The organism is Pseudomonas sp. FR229a (assembly GCF_030209115.1).
Taxonomy (GTDB): Bacteria; Pseudomonadota; Gammaproteobacteria; order Pseudomonadales; family Pseudomonadaceae; genus Aquipseudomonas; species Aquipseudomonas moraviensis_A.
Map to the genome: position 1 here is coordinate 13,697 of NZ_JARVSP010000034.1, position 25,999 is coordinate 39,695.

Annotated in this window: 27 protein-coding genes and 1 tRNA gene; 25 read left to right on the forward strand and 3 right to left on the reverse strand. The window is 59.9% G+C overall.

Annotated features, from left to right (window positions below; genetic code table 11):
- Nucleotides 1–182 precede the first annotated feature (182 nt).
- Entirely contained in the window at nt 183–1,424 is a 1,242-nt protein-coding gene (locus QRN33_RS24680; RefSeq protein WP_285410690.1) for a tyrosine-type recombinase/integrase, read from the reverse strand.
- Between the two features lie 164 nt (nt 1,425–1,588).
- A tRNA-Leu gene (locus tag QRN33_RS24685) sits at nt 1,589–1,673 on the reverse strand.
- Nucleotides 1,674–1,781: 108 nt separating this feature from the next.
- On the opposite strand from QRN33_RS24685, the gene queA reads away from it, so the two are divergent.
- The 6 genes from queA to QRN33_RS24715 all read left to right on the forward strand — a co-directional run bounded on the left by queA (nt 1,782) and on the right by QRN33_RS24715 (nt 7,886).
- Nucleotides 1,782–2,846 (forward strand): tRNA preQ1(34) S-adenosylmethionine ribosyltransferase-isomerase QueA, encoded by a 1,065-nt coding sequence (gene queA / locus QRN33_RS24690; protein ID WP_285410691.1) that lies wholly within the window; start codon nt 1,782–1,784, stop codon nt 2,844–2,846.
- A gap of 14 nt (nt 2,847–2,860) precedes the next feature.
- Nucleotides 2,861–3,976 (forward strand): tRNA guanosine(34) transglycosylase Tgt, encoded by a 1,116-nt coding sequence (gene tgt / locus QRN33_RS24695; protein WP_160768392.1) that lies wholly within the window; start codon nt 2,861–2,863, stop codon nt 3,974–3,976.
- 43 nt (nt 3,977–4,019) lie between these two features.
- A complete protein-coding gene (gene yajC / locus QRN33_RS24700; RefSeq protein WP_016773317.1) occupies nt 4,020–4,358 on the forward strand; it encodes a preprotein translocase subunit YajC in 339 nt (112 codons plus the stop codon).
- Between the two features lie 65 nt (nt 4,359–4,423).
- Nucleotides 4,424–6,292 carry a protein translocase subunit SecD gene (secD, locus tag QRN33_RS24705; protein ID WP_016773318.1) on the forward strand — a complete coding sequence of 623 codons (1,869 nt, stop codon included), beginning with the start codon at nt 4,424–4,426 and terminating at the stop codon, nt 6,290–6,292.
- A 9-nt stretch (nt 6,293–6,301) separates the two neighbouring features.
- Nucleotides 6,302–7,216 carry a protein translocase subunit SecF gene (gene secF, locus QRN33_RS24710; RefSeq protein ID WP_042608345.1) on the forward strand — a complete coding sequence of 305 codons (915 nt, stop codon included), beginning with the start codon at nt 6,302–6,304 and terminating at the stop codon, nt 7,214–7,216.
- Between the two features lie 121 nt (nt 7,217–7,337).
- Nucleotides 7,338–7,886, forward strand: a complete 549-nt coding sequence (locus QRN33_RS24715; RefSeq protein ID WP_042608344.1) for a glycine zipper 2TM domain-containing protein — start codon at nt 7,338–7,340, stop codon at nt 7,884–7,886.
- A 247-nt stretch (nt 7,887–8,133) separates the two neighbouring features.
- Here QRN33_RS24715 and suhB read toward each other — a convergent pair whose 3' ends face one another.
- On the reverse strand, nt 8,134–8,952 hold the full coding sequence (suhB, locus tag QRN33_RS24720) for a type III secretion system regulator SuhB (protein ID WP_016773320.1): 819 nt from the start codon (nt 8,950–8,952) through the stop codon (nt 8,134–8,136).
- 145 nt (nt 8,953–9,097) lie between these two features.
- Here suhB and trmJ point away from each other — a divergent pair, with 145 nt between their 5' ends.
- The 19 genes from trmJ to der all read left to right on the forward strand — a co-directional run bounded on the left by trmJ (nt 9,098) and on the right by der (nt 25,834).
- A complete protein-coding gene (gene trmJ / locus QRN33_RS24725; RefSeq protein ID WP_285410694.1) occupies nt 9,098–9,868 on the forward strand; it encodes a tRNA (cytosine(32)/uridine(32)-2'-O)-methyltransferase TrmJ in 771 nt (256 codons plus the stop codon).
- Nucleotides 9,869–9,871: 3 nt separating this feature from the next.
- Nucleotides 9,872–10,648 carry a serine O-acetyltransferase gene (cysE, locus tag QRN33_RS24730; protein WP_227973019.1) on the forward strand — a complete coding sequence of 259 codons (777 nt, stop codon included), beginning with the start codon at nt 9,872–9,874 and terminating at the stop codon, nt 10,646–10,648.
- Between the two features lie 240 nt (nt 10,649–10,888).
- On the forward strand, nt 10,889–11,380 hold the full coding sequence (gene iscR / locus QRN33_RS24735; protein ID WP_016773323.1) for a Fe-S cluster assembly transcriptional regulator IscR: 492 nt from the start codon (nt 10,889–10,891) through the stop codon (nt 11,378–11,380).
- Nucleotides 11,381–11,430: 50 nt separating this feature from the next.
- The gene (locus QRN33_RS24740) at nt 11,431–12,645 is read left to right on the forward strand and encodes an IscS subfamily cysteine desulfurase (RefSeq protein WP_285410697.1); all 1,215 of its coding nucleotides are present in this window, start codon (nt 11,431–11,433) and stop codon (nt 12,643–12,645) included.
- A gap of 101 nt (nt 12,646–12,746) precedes the next feature.
- Nucleotides 12,747–13,133, forward strand: a complete 387-nt coding sequence (gene iscU / locus QRN33_RS24745; RefSeq protein WP_003227907.1) for a Fe-S cluster assembly scaffold IscU — start codon at nt 12,747–12,749, stop codon at nt 13,131–13,133.
- A 34-nt stretch (nt 13,134–13,167) separates the two neighbouring features.
- On the forward strand, nt 13,168–13,491 hold the full coding sequence (gene iscA, locus QRN33_RS24750) for an iron-sulfur cluster assembly protein IscA (protein WP_003227904.1): 324 nt from the start codon (nt 13,168–13,170) through the stop codon (nt 13,489–13,491).
- An 8-nt stretch (nt 13,492–13,499) separates the two neighbouring features.
- Nucleotides 13,500–14,021, forward strand: coding sequence for a co-chaperone HscB (gene hscB / locus QRN33_RS24755; RefSeq protein ID WP_016773325.1), 522 nt, complete (start codon nt 13,500–13,502; stop codon nt 14,019–14,021).
- 50 nt (nt 14,022–14,071) lie between these two features.
- Nucleotides 14,072–15,937, forward strand: a complete 1,866-nt coding sequence (gene hscA, locus QRN33_RS24760) for a Fe-S protein assembly chaperone HscA (RefSeq protein WP_065616634.1) — start codon at nt 14,072–14,074, stop codon at nt 15,935–15,937.
- Entirely contained in the window at nt 15,937–16,278 is a 342-nt protein-coding gene (gene fdx, locus QRN33_RS24765) for an ISC system 2Fe-2S type ferredoxin (protein WP_016773327.1), read from the forward strand. The genes hscA and fdx overlap by 1 nt, the downstream gene beginning before the upstream one ends.
- A 14-nt stretch (nt 16,279–16,292) precedes the next feature.
- Nucleotides 16,293–16,493 carry a Fe-S cluster assembly protein IscX gene (iscX, locus tag QRN33_RS24770; RefSeq protein WP_285410698.1) on the forward strand — a complete coding sequence of 67 codons (201 nt, stop codon included), beginning with the start codon at nt 16,293–16,295 and terminating at the stop codon, nt 16,491–16,493.
- Nucleotides 16,494–16,580: 87 nt separating this feature from the next.
- Nucleotides 16,581–17,006 carry a nucleoside-diphosphate kinase gene (gene ndk, locus QRN33_RS24775; RefSeq protein WP_024014216.1) on the forward strand — a complete coding sequence of 142 codons (426 nt, stop codon included), beginning with the start codon at nt 16,581–16,583 and terminating at the stop codon, nt 17,004–17,006.
- Nucleotides 17,007–17,034: 28 nt separating this feature from the next.
- Nucleotides 17,035–18,183: a dual-specificity RNA methyltransferase RlmN gene (gene rlmN / locus QRN33_RS24780; protein WP_024014215.1), complete on the forward strand. Its 1,149-nt coding sequence runs from the start codon at nt 17,035–17,037 to the stop codon at nt 18,181–18,183.
- A gap of 12 nt (nt 18,184–18,195) precedes the next feature.
- Nucleotides 18,196–18,954 carry a type IV pilus biogenesis/stability protein PilW gene (pilW, locus tag QRN33_RS24785; protein ID WP_042608339.1) on the forward strand — a complete coding sequence of 253 codons (759 nt, stop codon included), beginning with the start codon at nt 18,196–18,198 and terminating at the stop codon, nt 18,952–18,954.
- Nucleotides 18,954–19,973, forward strand: coding sequence for a RodZ domain-containing protein (locus QRN33_RS24790; RefSeq protein ID WP_065616635.1), 1,020 nt, complete (start codon nt 18,954–18,956; stop codon nt 19,971–19,973). The genes pilW and QRN33_RS24790 overlap by 1 nt, the downstream gene beginning before the upstream one ends.
- Nucleotides 19,974–19,976: 3 nt before the next feature.
- On the forward strand, nt 19,977–21,086 hold the full coding sequence (gene ispG, locus QRN33_RS24795; RefSeq protein WP_042608337.1) for a flavodoxin-dependent (E)-4-hydroxy-3-methylbut-2-enyl-diphosphate synthase: 1,110 nt from the start codon (nt 19,977–19,979) through the stop codon (nt 21,084–21,086).
- 22 nt (nt 21,087–21,108) lie between these two features.
- The gene (gene hisS, locus QRN33_RS24800) at nt 21,109–22,398 is read left to right on the forward strand and encodes a histidine--tRNA ligase (RefSeq protein WP_042608336.1); all 1,290 of its coding nucleotides are present in this window, start codon (nt 21,109–21,111) and stop codon (nt 22,396–22,398) included.
- Nucleotides 22,399–22,439: 41 nt separating this feature from the next.
- Nucleotides 22,440–23,081, forward strand: a complete 642-nt coding sequence (locus QRN33_RS24805; protein WP_016773334.1) for a tetratricopeptide repeat protein — start codon at nt 22,440–22,442, stop codon at nt 23,079–23,081.
- Nucleotides 23,074–24,225 carry an outer membrane protein assembly factor BamB gene (bamB, locus tag QRN33_RS24810; protein WP_064364339.1) on the forward strand — a complete coding sequence of 384 codons (1,152 nt, stop codon included), beginning with the start codon at nt 23,074–23,076 and terminating at the stop codon, nt 24,223–24,225. Before QRN33_RS24805 ends, bamB begins: the two co-directional genes overlap by 8 nt.
- Before the next feature lie 136 nt (nt 24,226–24,361).
- Complete coding sequence (gene der, locus QRN33_RS24815; protein WP_024014210.1) at nt 24,362–25,834, forward strand: ribosome biogenesis GTPase Der; 1,473 nt, start codon at nt 24,362–24,364, stop codon at nt 25,832–25,834.
- Nucleotides 25,835–25,999: the final 165 nt, after the last annotated feature.

A 25,999-nucleotide genomic window follows, 5' to 3' on the forward strand; every position in this document is an offset into this window, starting at 1 on the left:
GCCCGCAGCAGGCAAGGGGCCTGTTGTAGCGTTACACAATAGGCGTGCGTTACATTGAGTATACGGAATGGCGTGCTGGAGTGTAACGGGGTTCAAAGCCAATGAATCCGGGTGTTTGGCAGGCACCGTTACACGAGTAACACTCGTAACATGGATTTTGGAGGTGGTATGGATAAGTGCATTCATACCGCTTTTCCAAATTGTCCCTTGGTCACCTGGTCGCTTGCCAACGCATCAAGGTGATCTGCATACCACTGCATCATCTTCACCCTGTGCTCTAGGTATTGAGCCTTGTTGTATACCCCGGATATTCCCTCTTCTTTGTGAGCAAGCTGCGCTTCGACATGCTCTTTCGGCCAGCCGTGTTCCCTGAGCAAAGTGCTGGCGGTGTGACGAGTCCCATGCCCAACCAAGCGGCCTTTGTAACCAACCGTCGCGAAGACTTTATTGATTGTGTTTTCACTAATCGTTGGATTCTTCGCGCCCACTCCGGGGAACAGCCAGCGGCTACGACCAGTGAGGCAGTGAAGTTCTTTGAGAGCGGAAAGCGCTTGCTTAGGGAGTGGGCATACAAAGTCCCTGCGCATCTTCATCTTGGCGGCAGGCGTGGTCCATAACGCTTTATCAAGGTCGAACTCTTTCCATTCAGCTAACCGAACCATGCCCGGTCTAGATGCGGTCCAGATACAGAGCCATGCTGCAGTCCGGGCCGTCAGCCTGCTGGGAGTGTTTTTGAGTGCTTGGAGGAACTCTGCCAACTCAGGCTCAAGTAAATGGGGATGCTGCTGAGTCTTCGGAGCTTGAGCTGCAATATCGCGTAGTCGACTGCCCGGATCGTTTTCCGTGAGGCCCAAACCGATGGCTCGCCCGAATATCTGATTGATCCAAGTGCGACACTTTTCCGCCACGTTGTGTGCGTCCCGGGCTTCGATGGATGCTTGGAGCTCCGCGCAGTCGGTACGGGTGATTTCGTCTAGAGGCTTATCTCCCAGTGCCGGGAGTATGTCTTTGTCGAGGTAGGTGCGGATTTTGTTGAGAGTGGAGGGTGCGAGACCCTTTTCCTCTTTTGCCTTCAGCCAGGCATCAGCGGCAGCTCGAAAGGTTCGGGTCTTGGCCGCATCGATAGCAGCTTTCGCGGATCGCTTTTGTTCAAGGGGGTCGGCACCGCTACTCACTACTTTGCGTAGATCGGCAGCTTTGTCCCTTGCCAGCGCGCCGCTAACTTCCGGGTAACCCCCGAGCCCCATCCAAGCCCAATTGCCCGCCGGACGTTTGTAGCGGAGCTGCCAGGATTTACCACCATCAGGTTTAACCCTGAAGTAGAGGCCGTTTCCGTCCAGCTCCCTGTATTCCTTTGATTCCGGCTCCAATCCCGCAAGTGTCGTGTCAGCGAGAGGGCGGCGCTTGATGTCTGCGCGCTTCATCCTTGTATCCCAAAGTTCGGTATTTTTCTCAGGATACAAGTAGGGATACAGGGATACAACGGATAAGGGGAGACAGGGGTAGACAGACAAGCACAAAAAAACCGGCCAAGTGGCCGGTTTCTCTGGGTCTGAGAGGCTGGTAGAGACTCTCAGATACTGCTATGTGGTGCCCCGAGGGAGACTCGAACTCCCACTCCTTTCGAAAACGGATTTTGAATCCGCCGCGTCTACCAATTCCGCCATCAGGGCTCAATGGCGGCGAAGTATAGAGAGGTGATTACCGTTGGTCAATCACGTTTCATGGTCAATTTTTGATATTTCCGCTAGACTTTCCGGCCCTGCTAGACGAACCCCATCATGCGCGTTGCTGACTTTACTTTCGAGCTTCCTGATTCGCTGATCGCCCGCCATCCGTTGGCCGAGCGTCGCGGTAGTCGCCTGCTGACCCTCGATGGGCCGAGCGGCGCCCTGGCACACCGTCAATTCACTGATTTGCTTGAGCATTTGCGCCCGGGCGATTTGATGGTGTTCAACAATACCCGGGTGATTCCGGCGCGGCTTTTCGGGCAGAAAGCGTCCGGCGGCAAGCTGGAGATTCTTGTCGAGCGCGTGCTCGACGCGCACCGCGTGCTGGCTCATGTGCGCTCCAGCAAGTCGCCCAAGCCGGGTTCGAAGATCCTTATCGACGGTGGTGGCGAAGCCGAGATGCTCGCGCGTCATGACGCGTTGTTCGAGCTGGGTTTTGCCGAGGAAGTGTTGCCGCTGCTCGACCGCGTCGGGCACATGCCGTTGCCTCCTTATATAGACCGCCCGGATGAAGGCTCGGACCGCGAGCGTTATCAGACCGTGTATGCCCAGCGTCTGGGCGCGGTGGCGGCACCGACGGCGGGGCTGCATTTCGATGAGCCGCTGATGCAGGCGATTGCTGCCAAGGGCGTCGAGACGGCGTTCGTTACCTTGCACGTCGGCGCGGGGACGTTTCAGCCGGTGCGCGTCGAGAAGATCGAAGATCACCACATGCACAGCGAGTGGCTGGAAGTCGCCCAGGACGTGGTCGATGCCGTGGCGGCATGCCGCGCGCGTGGCGGTCGGGTGATCGCGGTCGGCACCACCAGTGTGCGTTCGCTGGAAAGTGCGGCGCGCGATGGTGTGCTCAAGCCGTTCAGTGGCGACACCGACATCTTTATCTACCCAGGCCGGCCGTTTCATGTGGTCGATGCCCTGGTGACCAATTTCCATTTGCCGGAATCCACGCTATTGATGCTGGTTTCTGCGTTTGCCGGTTATCCCGAAACCATGGCCGCCTACAAGGCCGCCGTTGAAAACGGTTACCGCTTTTTCAGCTACGGGGATGCGATGTTCATCACCCGCAATCCCGCTCCAACTGCCCCTGAACAGTCGGGCCCAGAGGAAACAGAATGAGTCGCGAATGTCGAATGTCCTTTGAGCTGCTGGCCACCGATGGCAAGGCTCGCCGTGGTCGCCTGACCTTCCCCCGTGGCACCGTCGAAACCCCGGCGTTCATGCCGGTCGGCACCTACGGCACGGTCAAGGGCATGCTGCCGCGCGACATCGTCGCCACTGGCGCGGAAATCATTCTGGGCAACACCTTTCACCTGTGGTTGCGTCCTGGCACTCAAGTGATCAAGGAACACGGCGACCTGCACGATTTCATGCAGTGGAAAGGCCCGATTCTCACCGACTCCGGCGGCTTCCAGGTGTTCAGCCTTGGCGCGATGCGCAAGATCAAGGAGGAGGGCGTGACCTTCGCTTCTCCGGTCGATGGCGCCAAAGTGTTCATGGGCCCGGAAGAGTCGATGCAGGTGCAGCGCGATCTCGGTTCCGACATCGTGATGATCTTCGACGAATGCACGCCGTACCCGGCTGACGAAGACGTCGCGCGCGTATCGATGGAGTTGTCGTTGCGTTGGGCGCAGCGTTCGAAGAATGCTCACGGTGACAACACCGCAGCGCTGTTCGGCATCGTCCAGGGCGGCATGCATGAAAACCTGCGCATGCGTTCGCTCGAAGGCCTCGACAAGATCGGCTTCGACGGCCTCGCCATCGGCGGTCTGTCGGTGGGCGAACCGAAGCACGAAATGATCAAGGTGCTGGATTATCTGCCGGGCCAGATGCCCGCTGACAAACCTCGTTACCTTATGGGCGTTGGCAAACCGGAAGATCTGGTTGAGGGTGTGCGCCGCGGTGTGGACATGTTCGATTGCGTGATGCCAACCCGTAATGCCCGCAATGGGCATCTGTTCATCGATACCGGTGTGCTGAAGATCCGTAACGCGTTCCATCGCCATGATGAATCGCCGCTGGATCCGACCTGCGATTGCTACACCTGCCAGAACTTCTCGCGCGCTTATCTGCATCACCTGGACAAGTGCGGCGAAATGCTCGGCAGCATGCTCAATACCATCCATAACTTGCGCCATTATCAGGTGCTGATGGCTGGTTTGCGCGAGGCTATTCAACAGGGTACATTGGCCGCCTTTGTCGATGCCTTCTACGCCAAACGCGGACTTCCCGTCCCGCCTTTGGACTGAGTTTTCTGACCCCAAGATTCAACATTTGCAACTGGAGTGCTAAATGAGCTTTTTTATCTCTAACGCCATGGCTGACGCAGCTGCACCGGCTGCTGCAAGCCCAATGGGCGGCGGCTTCGAGTGGATTTTCCTGGTCGGCTTCCTGGTCATCTTCTACCTGATGATCTGGCGTCCACAGGCCAAGCGCGCCAAAGAGCAGAAGAACCTGCTGAGCAGCCTGCAAAAGGGTGACGAAGTCGTGACCACTGGCGGCATCGCCGGCAAGATCACCAAAGTTGCCGATGACTTCGTCGTCCTGGAAGTCTCCGACACAGTGGAAATGAAGTTCCAGAAAGGCGCTATCGCCGCCACGCTGCCAAAAGGCACGCTGAAAGCGATCTAAGAGCAACAACTTCTACTCAATCGACGGGGCGCGCAAGGCGCCCCGCGTTCATAACGGGCGGCGTGATGCTGAACAAATACCCTCTGTGGAAATACATTCTGATCCTGGCGGTGCTGGCGATCGGTCTGATTTATTCCGCTCCCAATCTTTACCCCGATGACCCGGCCATTCAGATCAGCGGCGCCAGCACGGCTCTGCAGGTCAATGACGCCGATCTGGCTCGCGTCAGCACAGCGCTGAAAGAGTCCGGCATCAACGTCAAGGCGGCCACTCTGACCGCAGGTGGCAAGGGCGGTCTGATCCGTCTGAGCAAGGCTGAAGATCAGCTGCCGGCCAAGGACGTTGTACGCAAGGCACTGGGTGATGACTACGTCGTCGCGCTGAACCTGGCACAGACCACCCCGCAATGGCTGCGCAACCTCGGTGCGCACCCGATGAAGCTGGGTCTGGACTTGTCCGGTGGTGTGCACTTCCTGCTCGAAGTGGACATGGACAAAGCCCTCGACGCGCGCCTGAAAGTCTACGAAGGCGACGTCAAGAGCCTGCTGCGTAAAGAGAAGCTGCGCTATCGCAGCCTGCCGCAACTGGGCGGTGCCATTCAGTTGGGCTTCAGCGATGAAGACTCCCGCGAACAGGCCCGTGCGCTGATCCGCAAGAACTTCAACGATTTCGACATTGTTCCGGCCGACCTCAACGGTCAACCGGTGCTGCGTCTGGCGATGACCCCGGCCAAGCTGGCGGAAATCCGTGAATACTCCATCAAGCAGAACCTGACCACGGTACGTAACCGCGTCAACGAGCTGGGTGTTGCCGAACCGATCGTGCAGCGTCAGGGCGCCAACCGCATCGTGGTTGAGCTGCCGGGCGTGCAGGACACTGCCGAAGCCAAGCGAATTCTCGGCAAGACGGCCAACCTCGAGTTCCGTCTGGCCGCTGAGCCGGGTGCGTCGAAAGCCACTTCCGAATCGTTCGAGTTCCGTGAAGGCAACCGTCCGCCAGCGCAGATCGAGCGTGGTCTGATCATCACCGGTGACCAGGTCACCGACGCCAAGGCCGGTTTCGGCGAGCACGGCACGCCTGAAGTGAACATCCGTCTGGATGGTCACGGCGGCGAGCTGATGAGCCGCGCGACCCGTTCCAACGTCGGTCGCAGCATGGCGGTGATCTTCATCGAGCAGCGTCCGGTCACCACTTACACCAAGCAAGTGGTGGATGGCGTCGAGAAAGACGTCGCGGTGCAGACGTTCAAGGAAGAGAAGAAGATCATCAGCCTGGCGACCATCCAGTCGCCGCTGGGTGCGCAGTTCCGCATCACTGGCCTGAACGGTCAGGGCGAGTCGTCCGAACTGGCGCTGCTGCTGCGTGCCGGTGGTCTGGCTGCGCCGATGTACTTCGCTGAAGAGCGCACAATCGGTCCGAGCCTGGGTGCTGACAACATCACCAAAGGTATCGATGCATCGCTGTGGGGCATGCTGTTCGTGTCGCTGTTCATCATCGCCATCTACCGCTTCTTCGGCGTCATCGCCACCGTCGCGCTGGCGGTGAACATGGTGCTGCTGCTGGCGCTGATGTCGTTGCTGGGCGCTACGCTGACCCTGCCGGGTATCGCCGGTATCGTCTTGACCATGGGTATGGCGGTCGACGCCAACGTACTGATCTTCTCGCGGATTCGTGAAGAGATCGCCGCTGGCATGACAGTGCAGCGGGCAATCAACGAAGGCTTCGGCCGGGCATTCACTGCGATTCTCGACGCCAACCTGACCACCTTGCTGGTCGGCGGCATTCTCTTCGCCATGGGCACCGGCCCGGTGAAGGGTTTCGCAGTGACCATGTCCCTCGGGATCTTTACCTCGATGTTCACGGCCATCATGGTGACCCGCGCAATGGTCAACCTGATCTTTGGCGGACGTGACTTCAAGAAGTTGTGGATTTAAGGGGCTGCCATGTTACGTACAATCAACTTCATGGGCGTTCGCAACGTAGCGTTCGGCGTCACAGTGCTGCTCACGGTCATTGCCCTGTTCAGCGTGTTCCACAAAGGCATGAACTGGGGTCTGGACTTCACCGGCGGTACGCTCATCGAGCTGACCTACGAGCGTCCGGCCGACGTCACCAAGGTGCGCGAGCAACTGGCGACCTCCGGTTATCACGAAGCCGTGGTGCAGAATTTCGGCGCCACGACTGACCTGCTGGTGCGCATGCCGGGTGAAGACCCGCAGCTGGGCCATCAGGTTGCCGAAGCGCTGCAGAAGATCGGCGGCGATAACCCGGCGACGGTCAAGCGTGTCGAGTTCGTCGGCCCGCAGGTCGGTGAAGAGCTGCGCGACCAGGGCGGCCTCGGCATGTTGCTGGCGCTCGGCGGCATCCTGATCTACCTGGCGTTCCGCTTTCAGTGGAAGTTCGCGGTCGGCGCGATTGTCTCGCTGATCCACGACGTGATCGTGACCGTGGGTATCCTCTCGTACTTCCAGATCACCTTCGATCTGACGGTGCTGGCGGCGGTGCTGGCGATCATCGGTTACTCGCTGAACGACACCATCGTCGTTTTCGACCGGGTCCGTGAGAACTTCCGCGTGCTGCGCAAGGCGACGCTGATCGAGAACATCAACATCTCGACCACCCAGACCCTGCTGCGCACCATGGCGACGTCGATCTCCACGCTGCTGGCGATCGCGGCGCTGCTGTTCTTCGGCGGCGACAACCTGTTCGGCTTCTCCATCGCGCTGTTCATCGGTGTATTGGCGGGTACCTACTCGTCGATCTACATTGCCAACGTGGTGCTGATCTGGCTGAACCTGACCACCGAGGATCTGATTCCTCCGGCCAACACCGAGAAGGAAGTCGACGACCGTCCATAACGGCCAGCGATTTCCCGGCTGTCAGTCGACAAAAGGCGCGAGTTGAACTCGCGCCTTTTTTTGTGCTCCAAGGCTGGGAGAAGCGCGGGCGCGTCCCGCATGTGATGGTCAGGAGGTTCATGTGAACAAGTCGTTGCTGGTTGGTGCGGTATTGGGTGCTGTCGGTGTCACAGCCGGGGGTGCTGTTGCCACCTACAGCCTGGTTAAAAGCGGCCCTGAGTATGCGCAAGTATTAGCCGTTGAGCCGGTCAAGACACAGATCAAGACTCCACGTGAAGTATGCAAGGATGTAACCGTGACCCGGCAGGCGCCGGTCAAGGATCAACACCAGATTCTCGGCACGGCGATCGGTGCCGTAGCCGGTGGGTTGTTGGGTAATCAGGTGGGCGGCGGTAACGGCAAGAAGATTGCCACTGTGGCCGGTGCAGTCGGCGGCGGTTATGCCGGTAACAAGGTGCAGGAAGGTATGCAGAACCGCGATACCTACACCACCACGCAAACCCGCTGCAACACGGTCAATGACATCAGCGACAAGGTCGTCGGCTACGACGTGCGTTACTCGCTCGATGGCAAGGAAGGCAAAGTGCGGATGGATCGTGATCCGGGCAACCAGATTCCGGTCGACAAGGAAGGCAAGCTGATCCTGTCGCAGAATGAGCCGGGTCAGTAAGGTTTCAGCGTTTTGAAAAGAAGCACCCTGCGGGGTGCTTTTTTATACCCGCGTTTTTTGGCTGCACCGCATTCCCTTGTAGGAGTGAGCCTGCTCGCGATAGCGATTCATCATTCAAGGCGGGTGGTGACTGATACGACGCTATCGCGAGCAGGCTCACTCCTACATGGTTTGTGGTGTGTCAGGGAGGCAAATTGCAGGCATAAAAAAAGCACCCCGAAGGGTGCTTTTCTGTTCCGCCGAAAGCTTAGCGCTTCAGCGAAGCCGGCAGGTGCGGCTGGATCGCCGTCAGTACTGCCTTGAAGCATTTGGTGTTGCCGGCAACGATGTGGCCTTTCTCGAGGAAGTCGTGACCGCCGGTGAAATCGCTCACCAGACCGCCAGCTTCCTGGATCAGCAGGGCGCCTGCAGCCATGTCCCACTCGGACAGGCCCGACTCCCAGAACGCGTCGAAACGACCGGCAGCCACGTAGGCCAGGTCCAGGCTCGCCGAGCCGGCGCGGCGGATGCCGGCAGTCTGGCCAACCAGGGCGCGGAACATGCCCAGGTAGTTGTCGAGGTTGTCCATCTGATCGTCACGGAACGGGAAGCCAGTGCCGAGCAGGGCGCCGTCGAGGCTGGTGCGACCGCTGACGCGCAGACGACGACCGTTCAGTTGGGCGCCGCGGCCACGGCTGGCGGTGAATTCTTCCTGGCGAACCGGGTCCAGCACCACTGCGTGTTCCAGGCGGCCACGATATTTGCAGGCAATGCTCACTGCAAAGTGCGGGATGCCACGCAGGAAGTTGGTGGTGCCGTCCAGCGGATCGATGATCCACAGGTACTCTTCGCCTTCGATGCCGGTGCCGGCGTGCAGGCCGGTTTCTTCACCCTGGATCGAGTGGTTCGGGTAAGCCTTGCGCAGGGCATCGATGATTTTCTGTTCAGCGGCGCGATCGACCTCGGATACGTAATCCTTGGCGTCTTTTTCGTCGACCTTGATGGTATCCAGGCGCTCGATGGAGCGGAAGATCAGTTCACTGGCGCTGCGGGCGGCGCGCAGCGCGATATTCAGCATGGGCTGCATGGATGTGTCACCTAAGGTTGTTAAAGAAAGCCGCGCATTCTATCAGAACTTTTCTTCAGGTGAAGGACGCTGTTCGCTTTCATAGCTTAACGGTAGGCTGTTCTGTAAGATTTGCCCCCCTTTCCTGTGTCCGAGAGCGCCTCCCTTGCTGCAGAACATTCGTGTCGTCCTGGTCAACACCAGCCACCCCGGCAACATCGGCGGGGCCGCGCGCGCCATGAAAAACATGGGTCTGTCGCGACTGGTGCTGGTCGAGCCGCGGGTCTTCCCGCATCACGAGGCCGACGCCCGCGCCTCCGGTGCCGGTGACATCCTTGGAAACGCGCAAGTCGTCGCCACTCTGGAAGACGCCTTGATTGGCTGCAATCTGGTGCTCGGCACCAGCGCTCGCGACCGCCGTATTCCCTGGCCGCTGCTGGATCCGCGCGAATGCGGCAACAAAGTGGTCGAGGAGGCCGGGCAGGGCGCCGAGATCGCTCTGGTGTTCGGTCGCGAAGATTCCGGCCTGACCAATGAAGAGCTGCAGCGATGTCACTTTCACGTGCACATCCCTTCCGACCCGACGTTCAGTTCGCTGAACCTCGGGGCGGCGGTGCAGGTGTTGAGTTATGAAGTGCGCATGGCCTGGCTGGCCGCACAGGGTCAGCCGAGCAAGGTCGAGAAAGAAGAAGTGGCCTCGGTGAAAAGCGCCGAGCTGGCGACCATGGATGAGCTGGAGCGATTCTATGAGCACCTTGAGCAGACGCTGGTCGCCATCGAATTCCTCGACCCGGAAAAGCCACGGCACTTGATGGCGCGCCTGCGTCGGTTGTACGGACGCAGCTCGGTCAGCCGGGCGGAAATGAATATTTTGCGTGGCATCCTCACGGAAACCCAGAAAGCGGCCCGTGGCGAGCTTCTAAAGCGGAAGGATTGAATGATGTTTGAGCGTTTGCGTGAAGATATCCAGAGCGTATTCCATCGAGACCCGGCGGCACGTAACGCTTTTGAAGTCCTGACCTGCTACCCCGGCATGCATGCGATCTGGATTCATCGTCTGGCCGGCATGCTCTGGCGTAACGAACTGAAATGGCTGGCGCGACTGGTGTCGAACTTCGGTCGCTGGCTGACCGGAATCGAAATTCATCCGGGCGCCAAGGTCGGTCGGCGTTTCTTCATTGATCACGGCATGGGCATCGTCATTGGTGAAACCGCCGAAATCGGCGACGACGTGACCATCTATCAAGGTGTGACCCTTGGCGGCACCAGTTGGAACAAAGGCAAGCGCCACCCGACGCTGGGTGATGGCGTGGTGGTCGGTGCGGGAGCCAAAGTGCTCGGTCCGTTCACGGTGGGTGCCGGCGCCAAAGTCGGCTCGAATGCCGTGGTCACCAAAGAAGTGCCGCCGGGCGCCACGGTGGTTGGGATTCCGGGGCGGATCATCGTCAAGACCGACGAAGAGCAGGACGCCAAGCGCAAGGCGATGGCAGAAAAGATCGGCTTTGATGCCTATGGTGTCAGCGAAGACATGCCCGACCCGGTGGCCCGCGCCATCGGCCAGTTGCTCGACCATCTGCAGGCGGTGGACGGGCGTCTGGAAGGCATGTGCGGCGCGCTGAAGGATCTGGGCAGCAATTACTGTGCGAAAGATCTGCCTTCGCTGCGCGAAGAAGACTTCGCCAGTGTGCAAGGCAAGGATGAATCCAAAGCCGGCTGAACCGCAGCGCTGCTTTTCGCGAGCAGGCTCGCTCCCACAGATGAATGCATTCCAATAGTGGGAGCGAGCCTGCTCGCGAATAACGATAACGCGGTTCCGCTGGCTGTACGCCGCAGGCCTTTGCTATCATGCGCGCGCTCTTTTGCGGGTAAACCCGACTAAAGCACTAGGTCTTATAGTTGACTTAAATGCTCGGGAATTGCATACTCCCGCCCATTCCGAACTCCGTGGTAACTGTCCATGCGACTGACTACAAAAGGCCGATACGCCGTGACCGCCATGCTTGACCTGGCGTTGCACGCGCAGCACGGGCCGGTGTCTCTGGCCGATATCTCCGAGCGCCAAGGCATCTCCCTGTCCTACCTCGAACAGCTGTTTGCCAAGCTGCGCCGCAGCAACCTGGTTTCCAGCGTTCGCGGTCCGGGTGGTGGCTACCAGTTGTCCCGCGATATGCAGGGCATCCAGGTCGCCCAGGTGATCGATGCAGTGAACGAATCGGTCGATGCCACCAAGTGCCAGGGCCAGGGCGATTGCCATTCCGGTGATACCTGCCTGACCCACCATCTGTGGTGCGACTTGAGCCTGCAGATTCACGAATTTCTGAGCGGTATCAGCTTGGCCGACCTTGTGACTCGCCGTGAGGTACAAGAAGTGGCCCAGCGTCAGGACCAGCGCCGTTGCAGCAGCAAGGCGCCACGCCTGGACAAGATTGAAGCGTCCGCCGTCGAATGACAGCCGTAGAGCTACCCGCGGCACGCCAGCCCTGATTTAGGAGATAGTCCATGAAATTGCCGATTTACCTTGATTACTCTGCAACCACCCCGGTTGATCCGCGCGTTGCGCAGAAAATGAGTGAATGCCTGCTGGTCGACGGAAACTTCGGTAACCCGGCGTCCCGTTCCCACGTGTTCGGCTGGAAGGCTGAAGAGTCCGTCGAAAACGCCCGTCGTCAGGTGGCCGATCTGGTCAATGCCGACCCGCGTGAAATCGTCTGGACCTCCGGTGCCACCGAATCCGACAACCTGGCGATCAAGGGCGCGGCACATTTCTACGCCTCCAAGGGCAAGCACCTGATCACCAGCAAGATCGAGCACAAGGCTGTCCTCGACACCATGCGCCAACTGGAGCGTGAAGGTTTCGAAGTGACCTACCTCGAGCCGACCGAAGACGGTCTGATCACGCCGGCAATGATCGACGCGGCCCTGCGCGAAGACACCATTCTGGTGTCGGTGATGCACGTCAACAACGAAATCGGCACCATCAACGACATCGCCGCCATCGGCGAGATGCTGCGCTCCAAGGGTGTGCTGTTCCACGTCGACGCTGCTCAGTCCACTGGCAAGGTCGAAATCGACCTGCAGAAGCTGAAAGTCGACATGATGTCGTTCTCCGCTCACAAGACTTATGGCCCTAAAGGCATCGGCGCGCTGTACGTCAGCCGCAAACCGCGTGTGCGCATCGAAGCGACCATGCACGGTGGTGGTCACGAGCGTGGCATGCGTTCGGGCACCCTGGCGACCCACCAGATTGTCGGCATGGGTGAAGCGTTCCGCGTAGCCAAGGAAGACATGGCCGCTGAAAACGTGCGCATCAAAGCCTTGAGCGACCGTTTCTACCAGCAGGTCGAGCATCTGGAAGAGCTGTACGTCAACGGCAGCCTGACCGCCCGCGTTCCGCACAACCTGAACCTGAGCTTCAACTACGTTGAAGGCGAGTCGCTGATCATGGCGCTCAAGGATCTGGCGGTGTCGTCCGGTTCGGCCTGCACCTCGGCGTCCCTGGAGCCTTCGTATGTACTGCGCGCCCTGGGCCGCAACGACGAACTGGCACACAGCTCGATCCGCTTTACCTTCGGCCGTTTCACCACCGAAGAAGAAATCGACTACGCCGCGCAGAAAGTCTGCGAGGCCGTTACCAAGCTGCGCGCTTTGTCGCCGCTGTGGGACATGTACAAAGACGGCGTCGATATCTCGAAAATCGAGTGGGCGGCACACTAACTATAGAAGCCGCCGGATACAGATCCTGTAGCGACGCGGCGGTTTACGCAGCGCAGTTGCAGGGTCTCAAGAGCGGCCCTGATGAGTGAGGATTGAGAATCATGGCTTACAGCGAAAAGGTCATCGACCACTACGAAAACCCGCGCAACGTCGGCAAGATGAACGCGGAAGATCCTGATGTCGGCACCGGCATGGTCGGCGCTCCGGCGTGCGGCGACGTGATGCGCCTGCAGATCAAGGTCAACGATCAGGGCGTTATCGAAGACGCCAAGTTCAAGACCTACGGCTGCGGTTCGGCGATCGCCTCCAGTTCCCTCGCCACCGAGTGGATGAAAGGCAAGACCCTGGACGAAGCCGAAACCATCAAGAACACTCAGCTGGCCGAAGAACTGGCCCTGCCGCCAGTGAAAATCCACTGCTCCGTGCTCGCAGAAGACGCTATCAAAGCGGCAGTTCGCGATTACAAGCAGAAGAAAGGCTTGATCTGACTTTCAAGATTTGGCGACGAGTAAGGAGTCACCGATGGCTATCAGCATGACAGAAGCGGCTGCTCGACACGTGCGGCGCTCCCTCGACGGGCGCGGCAAAGGTGAAGGGATTCGTCTGGGTGTTCGCACCACAGGCTGTTCCGGCCTTGCCTACGTGCTGGAGTTCGTCGACGAGGTAGTGGCGGAGGATCAGGTGTTCGAGAGTCACGGCGAAAAAGTGATCATCGACCCGAAAAGCCTGGCCTACCTGGACGGCACCGAGCTCGATTTCGTCAAGGAAGGGTTGAACGAAGGCTTCAAGTTCAACAACCCCAACGTGCGCGGTGAGTGTGGCTGCGGCGAAAGCTTCAACATCTGAGGCTGGTCGTGGGTATTCCTTGTCATTTCGCTTTATTCGAGCTGCAGCCGAGCTTCCGCCTGGATCTCGAGCAGTTGGCCACGCGCTACCGTGAGTTGGCGCGCGGCGTCCATCCCGACCGTTTTGCCGACGCTTCGGAGCGCGAGCAGCGCTCGGCGCTCGAGCAATCGGCGCGGCTCAACGACGCCTACCAGACGCTCAAGAGCCCGGCCCAGCGTGCACGCTACCTGTTGAAAATCAGCGGGCATGAAGTGCCGATGGAAGTCACCGTCCACGATCCCGAGTTTCTTTTGCAGCAGATGCAATGGCGCGAAGAGCTCGAAGATCTGCAGGACAGTGCCGACCTCGACGGTGTCGCGGTATTCAAGCGTCGCTTGAAGGCAGCTCAGGAGCAGCTCAACGAAAGCTTCGCAGCCTGTTGGGATGATGCAGCGCAACGCGAGCAGGCCGAACGCCTGATGCGGCGCATGCAGTTCCTCGACAAGCTCACCTACGAAGTGCGCCAGCTGGAAGAGCGCCTCGACGATTAACCCAGCGCTGCCCTGATTGCACGCTGACAGACAGACAAGACCTGATCACCATGGCTCTACTGCAGATCGCCGAACCCGGCCAAAGTCCTCAACCGCACCAGCGTCGTCTGGCTGTGGGGATCGACTTGGGTACTACCAATTCGCTGGTCGCTGCGCTGCGCAGTGGTCTCTCCGAACCGCTGGCCGACGCCAACGGGCAGGTCATCCTGCCGTCCGCCGTGCGTTATCACGCCGACCGGGTCGAAGTCGGCGAGTCGGCCAAGCTCGCTGCATCCTCCGATCCTCTGAATACCGTGCTGTCGGTCAAGCGCTTGATGGGTCGTGGACTGTCCGACGTCAAGCAATTGGGCGAACAGCTGCCGTACCGCTTTGTCGGTGGCGAATCGCACATGCCGTTCATCGACACCGTGCAAGGCCCGAAAAGCCCGGTCGAAGTGTCCGCCGATATTCTCAAGGTCCTGCGTCAGCGTGCCGAAGCGACCTTGGGCGGCGAACTGGTTGGCGCGGTGATCACCGTTCCTGCCTACTTCGACGATGCTCAGCGTCAGGCGACCAAAGATGCCGCCAAGCTTGCCGGTCTGAACGTGTTGCGTCTGCTCAATGAGCCCACCGCTGCTGCCGTGGCTTACGGTCTGGATCAGCACGCCGAAGGTCTGGTGGCGATCTACGACCTGGGTGGCGGTACTTTCGATATTTCGATTCTGCGTCTGACCGGCGGCGTCTTTGAAGTGCTGGCCACTGGCGGCGACAGCGCGCTGGGCGGCGATGACTTCGATCACGCGATTGCCGGCTGGATCATCGAGAGCGCTGGCCTGTCCGCCGATCTCGATCCGGGCGCACAACGTAATCTGCTGCAAACCGCCTGTGCGGCCAAAGAAGCCCTGACCGACGCGGCCAGTGTGGAAGTGGCTTACGGCGACTGGAAAGCACAACTGACCCGTGAAGCATTCGATGCGCTGATCGAGCCGATGGTCGCGCGCAGCCTGAAAGCCTGCCGCCGCGCCGTTCGCGATTCCGGCATTGAGCTGGAAGACGTCCACGCCGTGGTCATGGTCGGCGGTTCGACCCGCGTCCCGCGTGTTCGTGAGGCCGTGGCCGAAGCCTTCGGTCGTCAGCCGTTGACGGAAATCGATCCGGATCAAGTGGTGGCCATCGGGGCCGCGATCCAGGCCGATACCCTGGCTGGCAACAAGCGTGATGGTGGTGAGCTGCTGCTGCTCGATGTGATTCCGCTGTCCCTGGGGCTGGAAACCATGGGCGGTCTGATGGAGAAGGTGATTCCGCGCAACACCACCATTCCCGTCGCCCGCGCTCAGGATTTCACCACTTATAAAGACGGCCAGTCGGCCATGGCGATCCACGTCTTGCAGGGCGAGCGCGAGCTGATCAGCGACTGCCGCTCGCTGGCGCGCTTCGAATTGCGCGGCATTCCGGCGATGGTGGCCGGTGCGGCGAAGATTCGCGTGACCTTCCAGGTCGACGCCGACGGTCTGCTCAGCGTTTCTGCCCGTGAGCTGGGCTCGGGCGTTGAAGCGAGCATTCAGGTCAAGCCGTCCTACGGCCTGACCGACGGCGAAATCGCCAAGATGCTCAAGGATTCGTTCCAGCACGCCAATGACGACAAGGTCGCCCGCGTTCTGCGCGAGCAGCAAGTCGATGCCCAGCGCCTGCTCGAAGCAGTGCAGGGTGCGCTGGATACCGATGGCGAGCGTTTGCTCGACGCCGAAGAGCGCATGGTCATCGAACTGCAGATGCAGGAACTGGCCGAACTGATGAAAGGTACCGATGGTTACGCCATCGAGCAGCAGACCAAGCGTCTGTCGCAAGTCACCGATGCTTTTGCTGCCCGCCGGATGGATCTGACGGTGAAAGCCGCTCTGTCGGGGCGCAACCTGAATGAAATCGAGGATATCTGATGCCGCAGGTCATTTTTCTGCCCCACGAGAAGTTCTGCCCTGAAGGCATGGTGGTCGAGGCTGCGCCCGGCACATCGATTCTCGAACTGGCCCACGAACACCACATCGAGATGGAAAGCGCCTGCGGCGGTGTCTGCGCCTGCACCACCTGCCACTGCATCATCCGCGAGGGTTTCGACTCGCTGGAAGAGGCTGACGAGCTGGAAGAAGACTTCCTCGATCGTGCCTGGGGCCTTGAAGCGCAATCGCGTCTGGCCTGTCAGGCCATCGTCGGTGAGGAAGACCTCACCGTCGAGATTCCGAAATATTCGCTTAACCATGCGGCCGAAGCGCCGCACTGACTGGTAAGACTGTCATGAGCTACGGTTGGAATGATGTTCAACGCATTGCCGAAGAGCTGGCCGAGGCCCACAAGGGGCTCGATCCATACTCTGTAGGTTTTGTCCGTCTGCAGCAGATGATCCTTGAGCTGCCTGACTTCGATGCTACTTCTGGCCGGGTCGGCGAGAAGGTGCTTGAAGCGGTTCAGGAGCTTTGGGCCGCAGAATTGGACTGATCGTCTCGCAGGTTAGGCAATACCCAAGAACCCGCGTATAATTCGCGGGTTTAATTTTTCGCAAATTACCGTTTCTGGAGTTACACCATGGCTGTTCAACGTACTTTCTCCATCATCAAGCCTGACGCCGTTGCTAAAAACGTGATCGGCAAGATCACCACTCGCTTCGAAGACGCTGGCCTGCGCGTTGTAGCTTCGAAACTGAAGCAACTGTCCAAAGCCGAAGCCGAAGGCTTCTACGCTGAGCACAGCGAGCGCGGTTTCTTCGGTGACCTGGTTGCTTTCATGACTTCCGGCCCGGTTGTCGTTCAGGTTCTGGAAGGCGAAAACGCTATCGCTCGCAACCGTGAGCTGATGGGCGCTACCAACCCTAAAGAAGCTGCTGCCGGCACCATCCGTGCTGACTTCGCTGAATCGATCGACGCCAACGCCGTTCACGGTTCGGACTCCGAAGCTGCTGCCGCTCGCGAAATCGCTTACTTCTTCGCAGCTACTGAAGTAACCACTCGCTAAGCATTGCTTGCAGAGTGAAGGTGAATCCATGACTACATCGACTGTTAAAACAAACCTGCTGGGTCTGACCCAGCCGGAAATGGAAAAATTCTTCGACTCAATCGGGGAGAAGCGTTTCCGTGCCGGTCAGGTAATGAAATGGATTCACCACTTTGGCGTCGATGATTTCGATGCCATGACGAACGTCAGCAAAGCCTTGCGCGACAAGCTCAAGGCTATTGCTGAAGTACGTGGTCCGGAAGTGGTCAGCGAGGACATCTCCAGCGACGGCACCCGTAAATGGGTGGTGCGCGTGGCGTCCGGCAGCTGCGTCGAGACCGTGTACATTCCCCAGGGCAAACGCGGCACCTTGTGCGTTTCGTCCCAGGCAGGCTGTGCCCTGGATTGCAGTTTCTGCTCCACCGGCAAGCAAGGCTTCAACAGCAACCTCACCGCCGCCGAAGTCATCGGTCAGGTGTGGATTGCCAACAAATCTTTCGGCAGCGTCCCGGCCACCGTCGACCGCGCCATCACCAACGTGGTGATGATGGGCATGGGCGAGCCGTTGCTGAACTTCGACAACGTCGTCGCCGCCATGCATCTGATGATGGATGACCTCGGCTACGGGATCTCCAAGCGCCGTGTGACCCTGTCCACCTCGGGTGTGGTGCCGATGATCGATGAGCTGGCCAAGCACATCGACGTATCCCTGGCGTTGTCGCTGCATGCACCAAATGACGCATTGCGTAACCAATTGGTGCCGATCAACAAGAAATATCCGCTTAAGATGCTGCTCGAGTCGTGCCAGCGCTACATGTCCGCCCTTGGCGAGAAACGTGTGCTGACCATCGAGTACACCTTGCTCAAGGACGTCAACGACAAGCTTGAGCACGCGGTGGAAATGATCGAGCTGCTCAAAGACATCCCGTGCAAGATCAACCTGATCCCGTTCAACCCGTTCCCGCACTCCGGGTACGAGCGGCCGAGCAACAATGCCATCCGCCGCTTCCAGGATCAGTTGCATCAGGCCGGCTTCAACGTCACCGTGCGCACCACTCGTGGTGAAGACATCGATGCCGCATGTGGTCAATTGGTAGGGCAGGTGCTGGATCGCACCCGTCGCAGCGAACGTTACATCGCCGTGCGCGAGTTGAGCGCCGACAGCGATCTGGCACAGAACGCCGCGAACACTAACTAAGAGAGGATCTCTATGTCCCTGCGCTTTGCGCTGCTGTTGCTGTTGGCCAGCCTGTGCGCTGGTTGTGTCCTGTCGGGTGACTACAACCCGATGAAGACCAGCAAGGGCCGCGATGAAGCGCGGGCTGCCTACGTGCAGCTGGGGCTGGGCTACCTGCAGCAGGGCATGACCGAGCGGGCCAAGGTGCCCTTGAAGAAAGCGCTGGAGCTGGACGGATCCGACCCTGACGCCAATGCGGCCCTCGGTCTGGTGTTTCAGGCCGAGATGGAGCCTGCACTGGCCGACGAGCACTTTCGCAAGGCCCTGTCTTCCCGTCCCGCCGATGCGCGCATCCTCAACAACTACGGCAGTTTTCTCTACGAACAACAGCGCTACAAGGAAGCCTACGAGCGTTTTGAACAAGCGGCCGCCGATACCCTGTATCCTGAGCGTTCGCGGGTCTTCGAAAACCTCGGCATGACCGCCGCCAAGCTGGGCCAGCGTGATCTGGCGCAGCAACAGCTGGAAAAAGCCCTGCGCCTGAACCGCCAACAACCACGCGCATTGCTGGAAATGGCTGAGTTGTCCTTCGAAGACAGGCATTATGTGCCCGCGCGTGACTATTACGACCGTTTCAGCCAGCTGACCGAACAAAATGCACGTAGTCTATTGCTCGGCGTTCGGCTGGCAAAAGTGTTTGAAGATCGCGACAAGGCAGCCAGTTACGGTCTGCAATTAAAACGACTCTATCCCGGTACGCCGGAATATCAGCAATACCTGTCGGAGCAATGATGAAAGCGGCGCATCCCGAAGTTGTAGCAGCGAATCGCGTTAATCCCGGTGAGACCTTGCGCCAGGCCCGCGAAAGCAATGGCTGGTCGCTGGCCGAAGTGGCCCTCAAGCTCAACCTCACCGTGACGTCCCTGAGCAATCTTGAAGCCGGCGCTTTCGACAAGCTGCCGGGGCATACCTTCGCTCGCGGTTACATTCGCGCCTATGCCAAATTGCTCGGTATGGACCAGACCGTTCTGGTTCAGCAATTCGACCAGTCCACCGGCACCGACTCCCAGGGCAGCAACGTTCACGCCCTCGGTCGGATCGAAGAGCCGGTGCGCGTTTCCCACACCATTTTGCGTATCGTCAGCCTGTTGCTGCTGATCGCGGTCATCGGCGGCGGTTTCGTCTGGTGGCAGGATCAGACCTCGCAGCGCACCCGCGATCTGACCAGCCTCGCGCCGGAGCACGTCGAAGTCGAAGGCGCTGACGGCACCACGCAGATTCATCCGATCGACGAGCCGGAAGATCAGGCTGTCGCCGAGAATCAGGCCGACAATTCGACTTCGCTGGCTTTGCCGCAGTCGGAAACCAGCGCTGAATCCACCGGTGCCGAATCTGCTGCGCCAGCGACCGAGCCAGCTGCCCCGGCAGTTGCGCCAAGCGCACCGGCACAGACGCCTGCGCCAGTGGTGGCGGCTCCGGCCACTCCAGCGCCGAATGTCCCAGCGACACCTGCCCCGACCGCGCCGGTTGCTCAAGCGCCAAGCGCTGAAGCAGCTGCGCCGGTTGCCGGCGAAGGCCAGGTGCAGTTGCAGTTCACCGGCGATTGCTGGGCACAGGTGACCGATGGCCGTGGCAAAGTGATTTTCAGCGGCCTGAAGCATAAAGGCGACAGCGTGAGTGTTTCCGGCAAGCCGCCGCTCGCTGTACGTCTGGGCGTTGCCCGCGCGGCACAGGTCAGCTACAACGGCCAACCGGTCGATATCGCTCCGTTCACCAGTGGCGAGACTGCTCGCCTGAAGTTGGGTCAATAAGTCATGCACGGCGAATCTCCAATCAAACGTCGCGAATCGCGCAAGATCTGGGTCGGCAACGTACCGGTGGGCGGCGACGCGCCGATCGCTGTGCAGAGCATGACCAACAGCGACACCAATGACGTGGCCGCGACCGTGGCGCAGATCAATCGTCTGGAAGCTGCCGGCGTCGACATCGTTCGCGTCTCGGTACCGGACATGGACGCCGCCGAGGCGTTCGGCAGGATCAAGCAACTGGTCAAAGTGCCGTTGGTGGCCGACATTCACTTCGACTACAAGATCGCCTTGCGCGTGGCCGAACTGGGTGTCGACTGCCTGCGTATCAACCCGGGCAACATCGGTCGCGAAGACCGCGTGCGTGCCGTGGTCGATGCGGCCCGTGATCGCGGCATTCCGATCCGCATCGGCGTCAACGCCGGTTCCCTGGAAAAAGACCTGCAGAAGAAATACGGCGAGCCGACCCCGGCCGCATTGGTCGAATCCGCGCTGCGCCACGTTGAGCACCTCGAACGCCTGAATTTCCAGGACTTCAAGGTAAGCGTGAAGGCCTCCGACGTGTTCATGGCCGTCGAAGCCTACCGTTTGCTGGCGAAAGAAATCGTTCAGCCGTTGCACCTGGGTATCACCGAAGCTGGCGGTTTGCGTTCGGGCACGGTGAAATCCGCCGTGGGCCTAGGTATGCTGCTCGCCGAAGGGATTGGCGATACTATCCGCATCTCGCTGGCGGCCGATCCGGTCGAGGAAGTGAAGGTCGGTTACGACATTCTCAAGTCTTTGCATCTGCGTTCCCGTGGCATCAACTTCATCGCCTGCCCGAGCTGCTCGCGGCAGAACTTCGATGTGGTCAAGACCATGAACGAGCTGGAAGGGCGCCTCGAAGACCTGCTGGTGCCGCTGGATGTCGCGGTCATCGGTTGCGTGGTCAACGGCCCCGGCGAAGCCAAGGAAGCCCATATCGGCTTGACCGGCGGCACGCCGAACCTGATTTACATTGACGGCAAGCCGTCGCAGAAGCTGACGAATGACAATCTGGTGGACGAGCTGGAAAAGCTGATCCGCCAGAAAGCGGCCGAAAAGGTCGAAGCTGACGCTGCCGTTATTGCGCGCGGCTGATCGAACGAATTAAGGAAATTTTGTGAGCAAGTCTCTGCAAGCCATTCGTGGCATGAACGACATCCTGCCCGAACAGACCCCGCTGTGGCGTTATTTCGAAGGCACTGTGGCGCGTCTGCTGGATAACTACGGTTACAAGCAGATCCGCATGCCGATCGTCGAGTTCACCGAGCTGTTCAAACGCTCGATCGGCGAAGTCACCGATATCGTCGAAAAAGAGATGTACACCTTCGAAGACCGCAATGGCGACTCCCTGACCCTGCGTCCGGAAGGCACCGCGGCCTGCGTGCGCGCAGTGCTCGAACACGGCATCACCGGCGGCGGTCAGGTGCAGAAGCTCTGGTACATCGGCCCGATGTTCCGCCACGAGCGTCCGCAGAAAGGCCGCTATCGCCAGTTCCACCAGATCGGTCTGGAGGTGTTCAACCTCGACGGTCCGGACATCGACGCCGAGCTGATCATCATGACCTGGCGCCTGTGGGGCGAGCTGGGCATCCGTGATGCGGTCAAGCTCGAACTCAACAGCCTCGGCACCAGCGAATCCCGTGGCCGCTATCGTGAAGCGCTGGTCGAGTACCTCTCGGCGCACCACGACAAGCTCGACGAAGACAGCCAGCGTCGCCTGAAAACCAACCCGCTGCGCGTGCTCGACACGAAAAATGCCGACACTCAGGCGGTGCTGGTCGATGCGCCGAAAATGGCCGATTACCTCGACGACGAGTCCCGTGCTCACTTCGAAGGCCTGAAGGCGCGTCTGGATGCCGTGGGCATTCCTTACGTGCTCAACCCGAAACTGGTGCGCGGCCTCGATTACTACAGCAAAACCGTTTTCGAATGGGTCACCGACAAGCTCGGCGCCCAGGGCACCGTGTGCGCGGGCGGCCGTTACGACGGTCTGGTCGAGCAGATGGGCGGCAAGCCAACCCCGGGCGTGGGTTTCGCCATGGGCATCGAGCGCCTGGTCCTGATGCTCGAAACCCTCGAGCAGATCCCGGAAGAAATTTCCCGTCAGGTCGACGTCTACCTCTGCGCCTTCGGTGAAGAAGCCGAGCTGGCCGGTCTGGCCCTGGCCGAACGGGTTCGCGATCAACTTCCAAACCTGCGCCTGCAAGTCAATGCCGGCGCCGGCAGTTTCAAAAGCCAGTTCAAGAAGGCCGACAAGAGCGGTGCGCTGTACGCATTGATCCTCGGTGACGACGAAATGGCCCAGCAAGTGGTAGGTTTCAAACCCCTGCGTGGCCAGGGCGAACAACAAAGCATTGCCTGGGATGCGCTCGCCGCTCACCTGGCCACCTGCGTCGTGCAGGGTTGAAGCTGTCTTAACAGCCGATTTAGCGATTAAGGAGTATTGGGGTGTCGAGTACCGAAGACGAACAGTTGGCGGATTTGAAGGACTGGTGGACACGCAACGGCAAACCTCTGGTCACCGGCGGCCTGTTGGCGCTGGTCATCGTGTTCGGCTGGCAGGCTTATCACAAATACCAGAGCAACCAGTCGCAAGGCGCTTCGGTGCTCTATCAGCAATTGCTGGAAACCACCCTGACGCCTGACGGCAAGCCTGATGCCGCCCGTGTTGCGGATCTGGCCGGCAAGCTCAACAGCGAATACGGCGGTTCGGCCTACGCGCAGTACGGCAGCCTGTTCGTCGCCAAAGTAGCGGTCGACAGCGGCAAGCTGGACGACGCGGCGACCGAGCTGAAAGCCATTGTCGACAAACCGGCCAACCCGGCGCTGGGCGAAATCGCCCGTCAGCGTCTGGCGCAGGTGCTGGGCGCGCAGGACAAGGCTGAAGACGCCTTGAAACTGCTCGACGGCGATGCCGACAAAGCGTTCCTGGCCACTCGCGAAGAACTCAAGGGCGACCTGCTGGTGCGCTTGGGCCGTACCGATGACGCGAACAAGGCGTATCAAAAAGCCAAGGCGGCACTGTCGGATGAAGCGGCGGTCGGTGGCCTTCAAATCAAGCTCGACGACCTGGCCAAAGGGGATGCGTGACGTGATCCGTTGGAAGCATGCAGCATTGCTGGCTCTGGCCCTTCTGGCCGCGGGTTGCAGCAGCAACAGCAAGAAAGAATTGCCACCGGCCGAACTGACCGACTTCAAGGAAGAAGTGGTTCTGCACAAGCAGTGGAGCCGCTCGATCGGTGACGGTCAGGGCGAAACCTACAACATGCTGGTGCCGGCGATCGACGGTGACACCATCTACGCCGCTGATGTCACTGGCGTGGTGATGGCGCTGGATCGCAGCAATGGCGACGTGAAGTGGGACCAGGATCTGGAACTGCCTGTCTCCGGCGCCGTTGGCGTGGGTTACGGTCTGGTACTGATCGGTACCCTGCGTGGCGAAGTTGTCGCGCTCGATACCAGCAATGGTGAAGAGAAGTGGCGTGCCCGCGTCAACAGTGAAGTCCTCGCGCCGCCGGCCAACAACGGCGACGTGGTGGTTGTACAAACTCAGGACGATCGTCTGATCGGTCTGGACGCTGCCACTGGCAACCAGCGCTGGGTGTATGACAGCACCCCGGCGGTCCTGACCCTGCGTGGCACCAGTGCTCCGCTGGTGACCAATCGTCTGGCGGTAGCTGGCCTGTCGACCGGTAAAGTGGTCGCTCTGGATATCACCAACGGCGTGCCGGTGTGGGAACAACGTATCGCCATTCCACAGGGTCGTTCGGAGCTGGAACGCGTGGTCGACATCGACGGCGGTCTGCTGTTGTCTGGCGGCACGCTGTACGTCGCCAGCTATCAGGGGCGCGTGGCGGCACTGGACCTGGAAAGCGGTCGCCAACTGTGGCAGCGCGATGCGTCGAGCTACGCCGGTATCGCTCAGGGTTTCGGCAGCGTCTACGTGAGCCTGTCCTCGGGCACCGTCGAAGGCGTTGACGAGCGATCGACCACTGCACTGTGGAGCAATGACTCGCTGGCTCGCCGTCAACTGTCGGCACCGGAAGTGTTCTCCAGCTACGTAGCTGTGGGTGACCTGGAAGGTTATCTGCACCTGCTGAGTCAGGTCGACGGTCGTTTCGTCGGCCGTGAGCGCATCGACAGCGATGGCCTGCGTGCCCGTCCGCTGGTGGTGGGCGACACGATTTATGTGTATGGCAACAGCGGCAAACTGGAAGCCCTGACCATCAAGTAACAACTATGCTTGGGGTTCATCCCCAAGCGGCCCTGCATCAGCAGGGTTTTGCAGCGCCCCCGGGTGTTGCCCCGAGCACCAGCCGCTGCCTCGCAGCGGCTTTTGTATTTTCTGAAATAACGCAGTGGAGAGCCGCATGGTTCCCGTAATCGCCCTGGTGGGCCGACCGAACGTCGGCAAGTCCACCTTGTTCAACCGCCTGACCAGGACTCGTGACGCCATCGTCGGCGACCTGTCCGGTCTGACCCGTGATCGCCAGTACGGTGAGGCCAAGTGGCAAGGGCGTTCCTACATTCTGATCGACACCGGCGGTATCTCCGGTGACGAACATGGTATGGACGAAAAAATGGCCGAGCAGTCGCTGCTGGCCATCGAAGAAGCCGATGTGGTGCTGTTTCTGGTAGATGCCAAGGCCGGTTTTACCGCTGCCGACCAGATGATCGCCGAGCATTTGCGCAAACGTAACAAGCGCTCCCACGTGGTGGCCAACAAGGTCGACAACATCGACCCGGAAATGGCCCGCGCCGAGTTCGCCCCGCTGGGCATGGGCCACGCGATCCCGATCGCTGGCGCCCACGGCCGTGGCATCACGCAATTGCTGGAAGCCGCCCTGAGCGAATTCCCGCGCGATGACGACGAGCCGGCTGAAGGTGAAGAGGAAGAAGTCGTCGCCGAAGGCGAGGAAGCCAAGCGCATTCCTGGCCCGAGCGAAAAAGACGGGATCAAGATCGCCATCATCGGCCGGCCGAACGTCGGCAAGTCGACCCTGGTCAACCGCATGCTCGGTGAAGACCGGGTTATCGTTTATGACCAGCCCGGCACCACCCGCGACAGTATCTACATTCCGTTCGAGCGCAATGAAGAGAAGTACACGCTGATCGACACCGCTGGTGTGCGCAAGCGCGGCAAGATCCACGAAGAAGTCGAAAAATTCTCCGTGGTCAAAACCCTGCAGGCGATCAAAGACGCCAACGTGGTGATCTTCGTCATGGACGCCCGCGAGGGTGTGGTCGATCACGACTTGAACCTGCTGGGCTTCGCGATCGAATCCGGTCGTGCGCTGGTCATCGCGATCAACAAGTGGGACGGCATGACGCCGAGCGAGCGCGACTTCGTCAAGGTCGAGCTGCAGCGCCGGCTGTTCTTCGTTGACTACGCCGACATCCACTTCATCTCGGCGCTGCACGGTACAGGCGTGGGCAACCTCTACGCCTCGGTGCAGAACTCGTTCAAGTCCGCGGTTACCCGCTGGCCGACCAACCGCCTCACCCAGATTCTGGAAGATGCGGTAGGCGAGCACGCGCCACCGATGGTCAACAACCGCCGGATCAAGCTGCGTTACGCTCACCTGGGTGGCGCGAACCCGCCGATCATCGTGATCCACGGTAACCAGATCGAGAAAGTGCCGAAGTCGTACGTGCGCTATCTGGAAAACACTTACCGCCGTGTACTCAAGTTGGTCGGTACGCCGATCCGCATCGAGTTCAAGGGCGGCGAGAACCCGTACGAAGGCAACAAGAACACGCTGACCGACCGCCAGGTCAACAAGAAGCGTCGCTTGATGTCGCACAACAAGAAAGCCAGCAAGAAGCGCCGCGACAAGAAGTGATTGACTGTCTGGAGTGGGACTTTTGTGGCGAGGGAGCTTGCTCCCGCTGGATCGCGAAGCGATCCCGAAGCCTGCAACCGTAGTCGTTCAGACAGAACGCATCGGGCTGCTTTGCGACTGCTGCGCAGCCGAGCGGGAGCAAGCTCCCTCGCCACAGAGTTCGGT

Coding starts and splice junctions, on each gene's coding strand:
- QRN33_RS24680 (WP_285410690.1), bottom strand. CDS start 1,424: ATGAAGCGCGCAGACATCAAGCGCCGCCCTCTCGCTGACACGACACTT.
- queA (WP_285410691.1), top strand. CDS start 1,782: ATGCGCGTTGCTGACTTTACTTTCGAGCTTCCTGATTCGCTGATCGCC.
- tgt (WP_160768392.1), top strand. CDS start 2,861: ATGTCCTTTGAGCTGCTGGCCACCGATGGCAAGGCTCGCCGTGGTCGC.
- yajC (WP_016773317.1), top strand. CDS start 4,020: ATGAGCTTTTTTATCTCTAACGCCATGGCTGACGCAGCTGCACCGGCT.
- secD (WP_016773318.1), top strand. CDS start 4,424: ATGCTGAACAAATACCCTCTGTGGAAATACATTCTGATCCTGGCGGTG.
- secF (WP_042608345.1), top strand. CDS start 6,302: ATGTTACGTACAATCAACTTCATGGGCGTTCGCAACGTAGCGTTCGGC.
- suhB (WP_016773320.1), bottom strand. CDS start 8,952: ATGCAGCCCATGCTGAATATCGCGCTGCGCGCCGCCCGCAGCGCCAGT.
- cysE (WP_227973019.1), top strand. CDS start 9,872: ATGTTTGAGCGTTTGCGTGAAGATATCCAGAGCGTATTCCATCGAGAC.
- iscR (WP_016773323.1), top strand. CDS start 10,889: ATGCGACTGACTACAAAAGGCCGATACGCCGTGACCGCCATGCTTGAC.
- QRN33_RS24740 (WP_285410697.1), top strand. CDS start 11,431: ATGAAATTGCCGATTTACCTTGATTACTCTGCAACCACCCCGGTTGAT.
- iscU (WP_003227907.1), top strand. CDS start 12,747: ATGGCTTACAGCGAAAAGGTCATCGACCACTACGAAAACCCGCGCAAC.
- iscA (WP_003227904.1), top strand. CDS start 13,168: ATGGCTATCAGCATGACAGAAGCGGCTGCTCGACACGTGCGGCGCTCC.
- hscA (WP_065616634.1), top strand. CDS start 14,072: ATGGCTCTACTGCAGATCGCCGAACCCGGCCAAAGTCCTCAACCGCAC.
- fdx (WP_016773327.1), top strand. CDS start 15,937: ATGCCGCAGGTCATTTTTCTGCCCCACGAGAAGTTCTGCCCTGAAGGC.
- iscX (WP_285410698.1), top strand. CDS start 16,293: ATGAGCTACGGTTGGAATGATGTTCAACGCATTGCCGAAGAGCTGGCC.
- ndk (WP_024014216.1), top strand. CDS start 16,581: ATGGCTGTTCAACGTACTTTCTCCATCATCAAGCCTGACGCCGTTGCT.
- rlmN (WP_024014215.1), top strand. CDS start 17,035: ATGACTACATCGACTGTTAAAACAAACCTGCTGGGTCTGACCCAGCCG.
- pilW (WP_042608339.1), top strand. CDS start 18,196: ATGTCCCTGCGCTTTGCGCTGCTGTTGCTGTTGGCCAGCCTGTGCGCT.
- QRN33_RS24790 (WP_065616635.1), top strand. CDS start 18,954: ATGAAAGCGGCGCATCCCGAAGTTGTAGCAGCGAATCGCGTTAATCCC.
- ispG (WP_042608337.1), top strand. CDS start 19,977: ATGCACGGCGAATCTCCAATCAAACGTCGCGAATCGCGCAAGATCTGG.
- bamB (WP_064364339.1), top strand. CDS start 23,074: ATGCGTGACGTGATCCGTTGGAAGCATGCAGCATTGCTGGCTCTGGCC.
- der (WP_024014210.1), top strand. CDS start 24,362: ATGGTTCCCGTAATCGCCCTGGTGGGCCGACCGAACGTCGGCAAGTCC.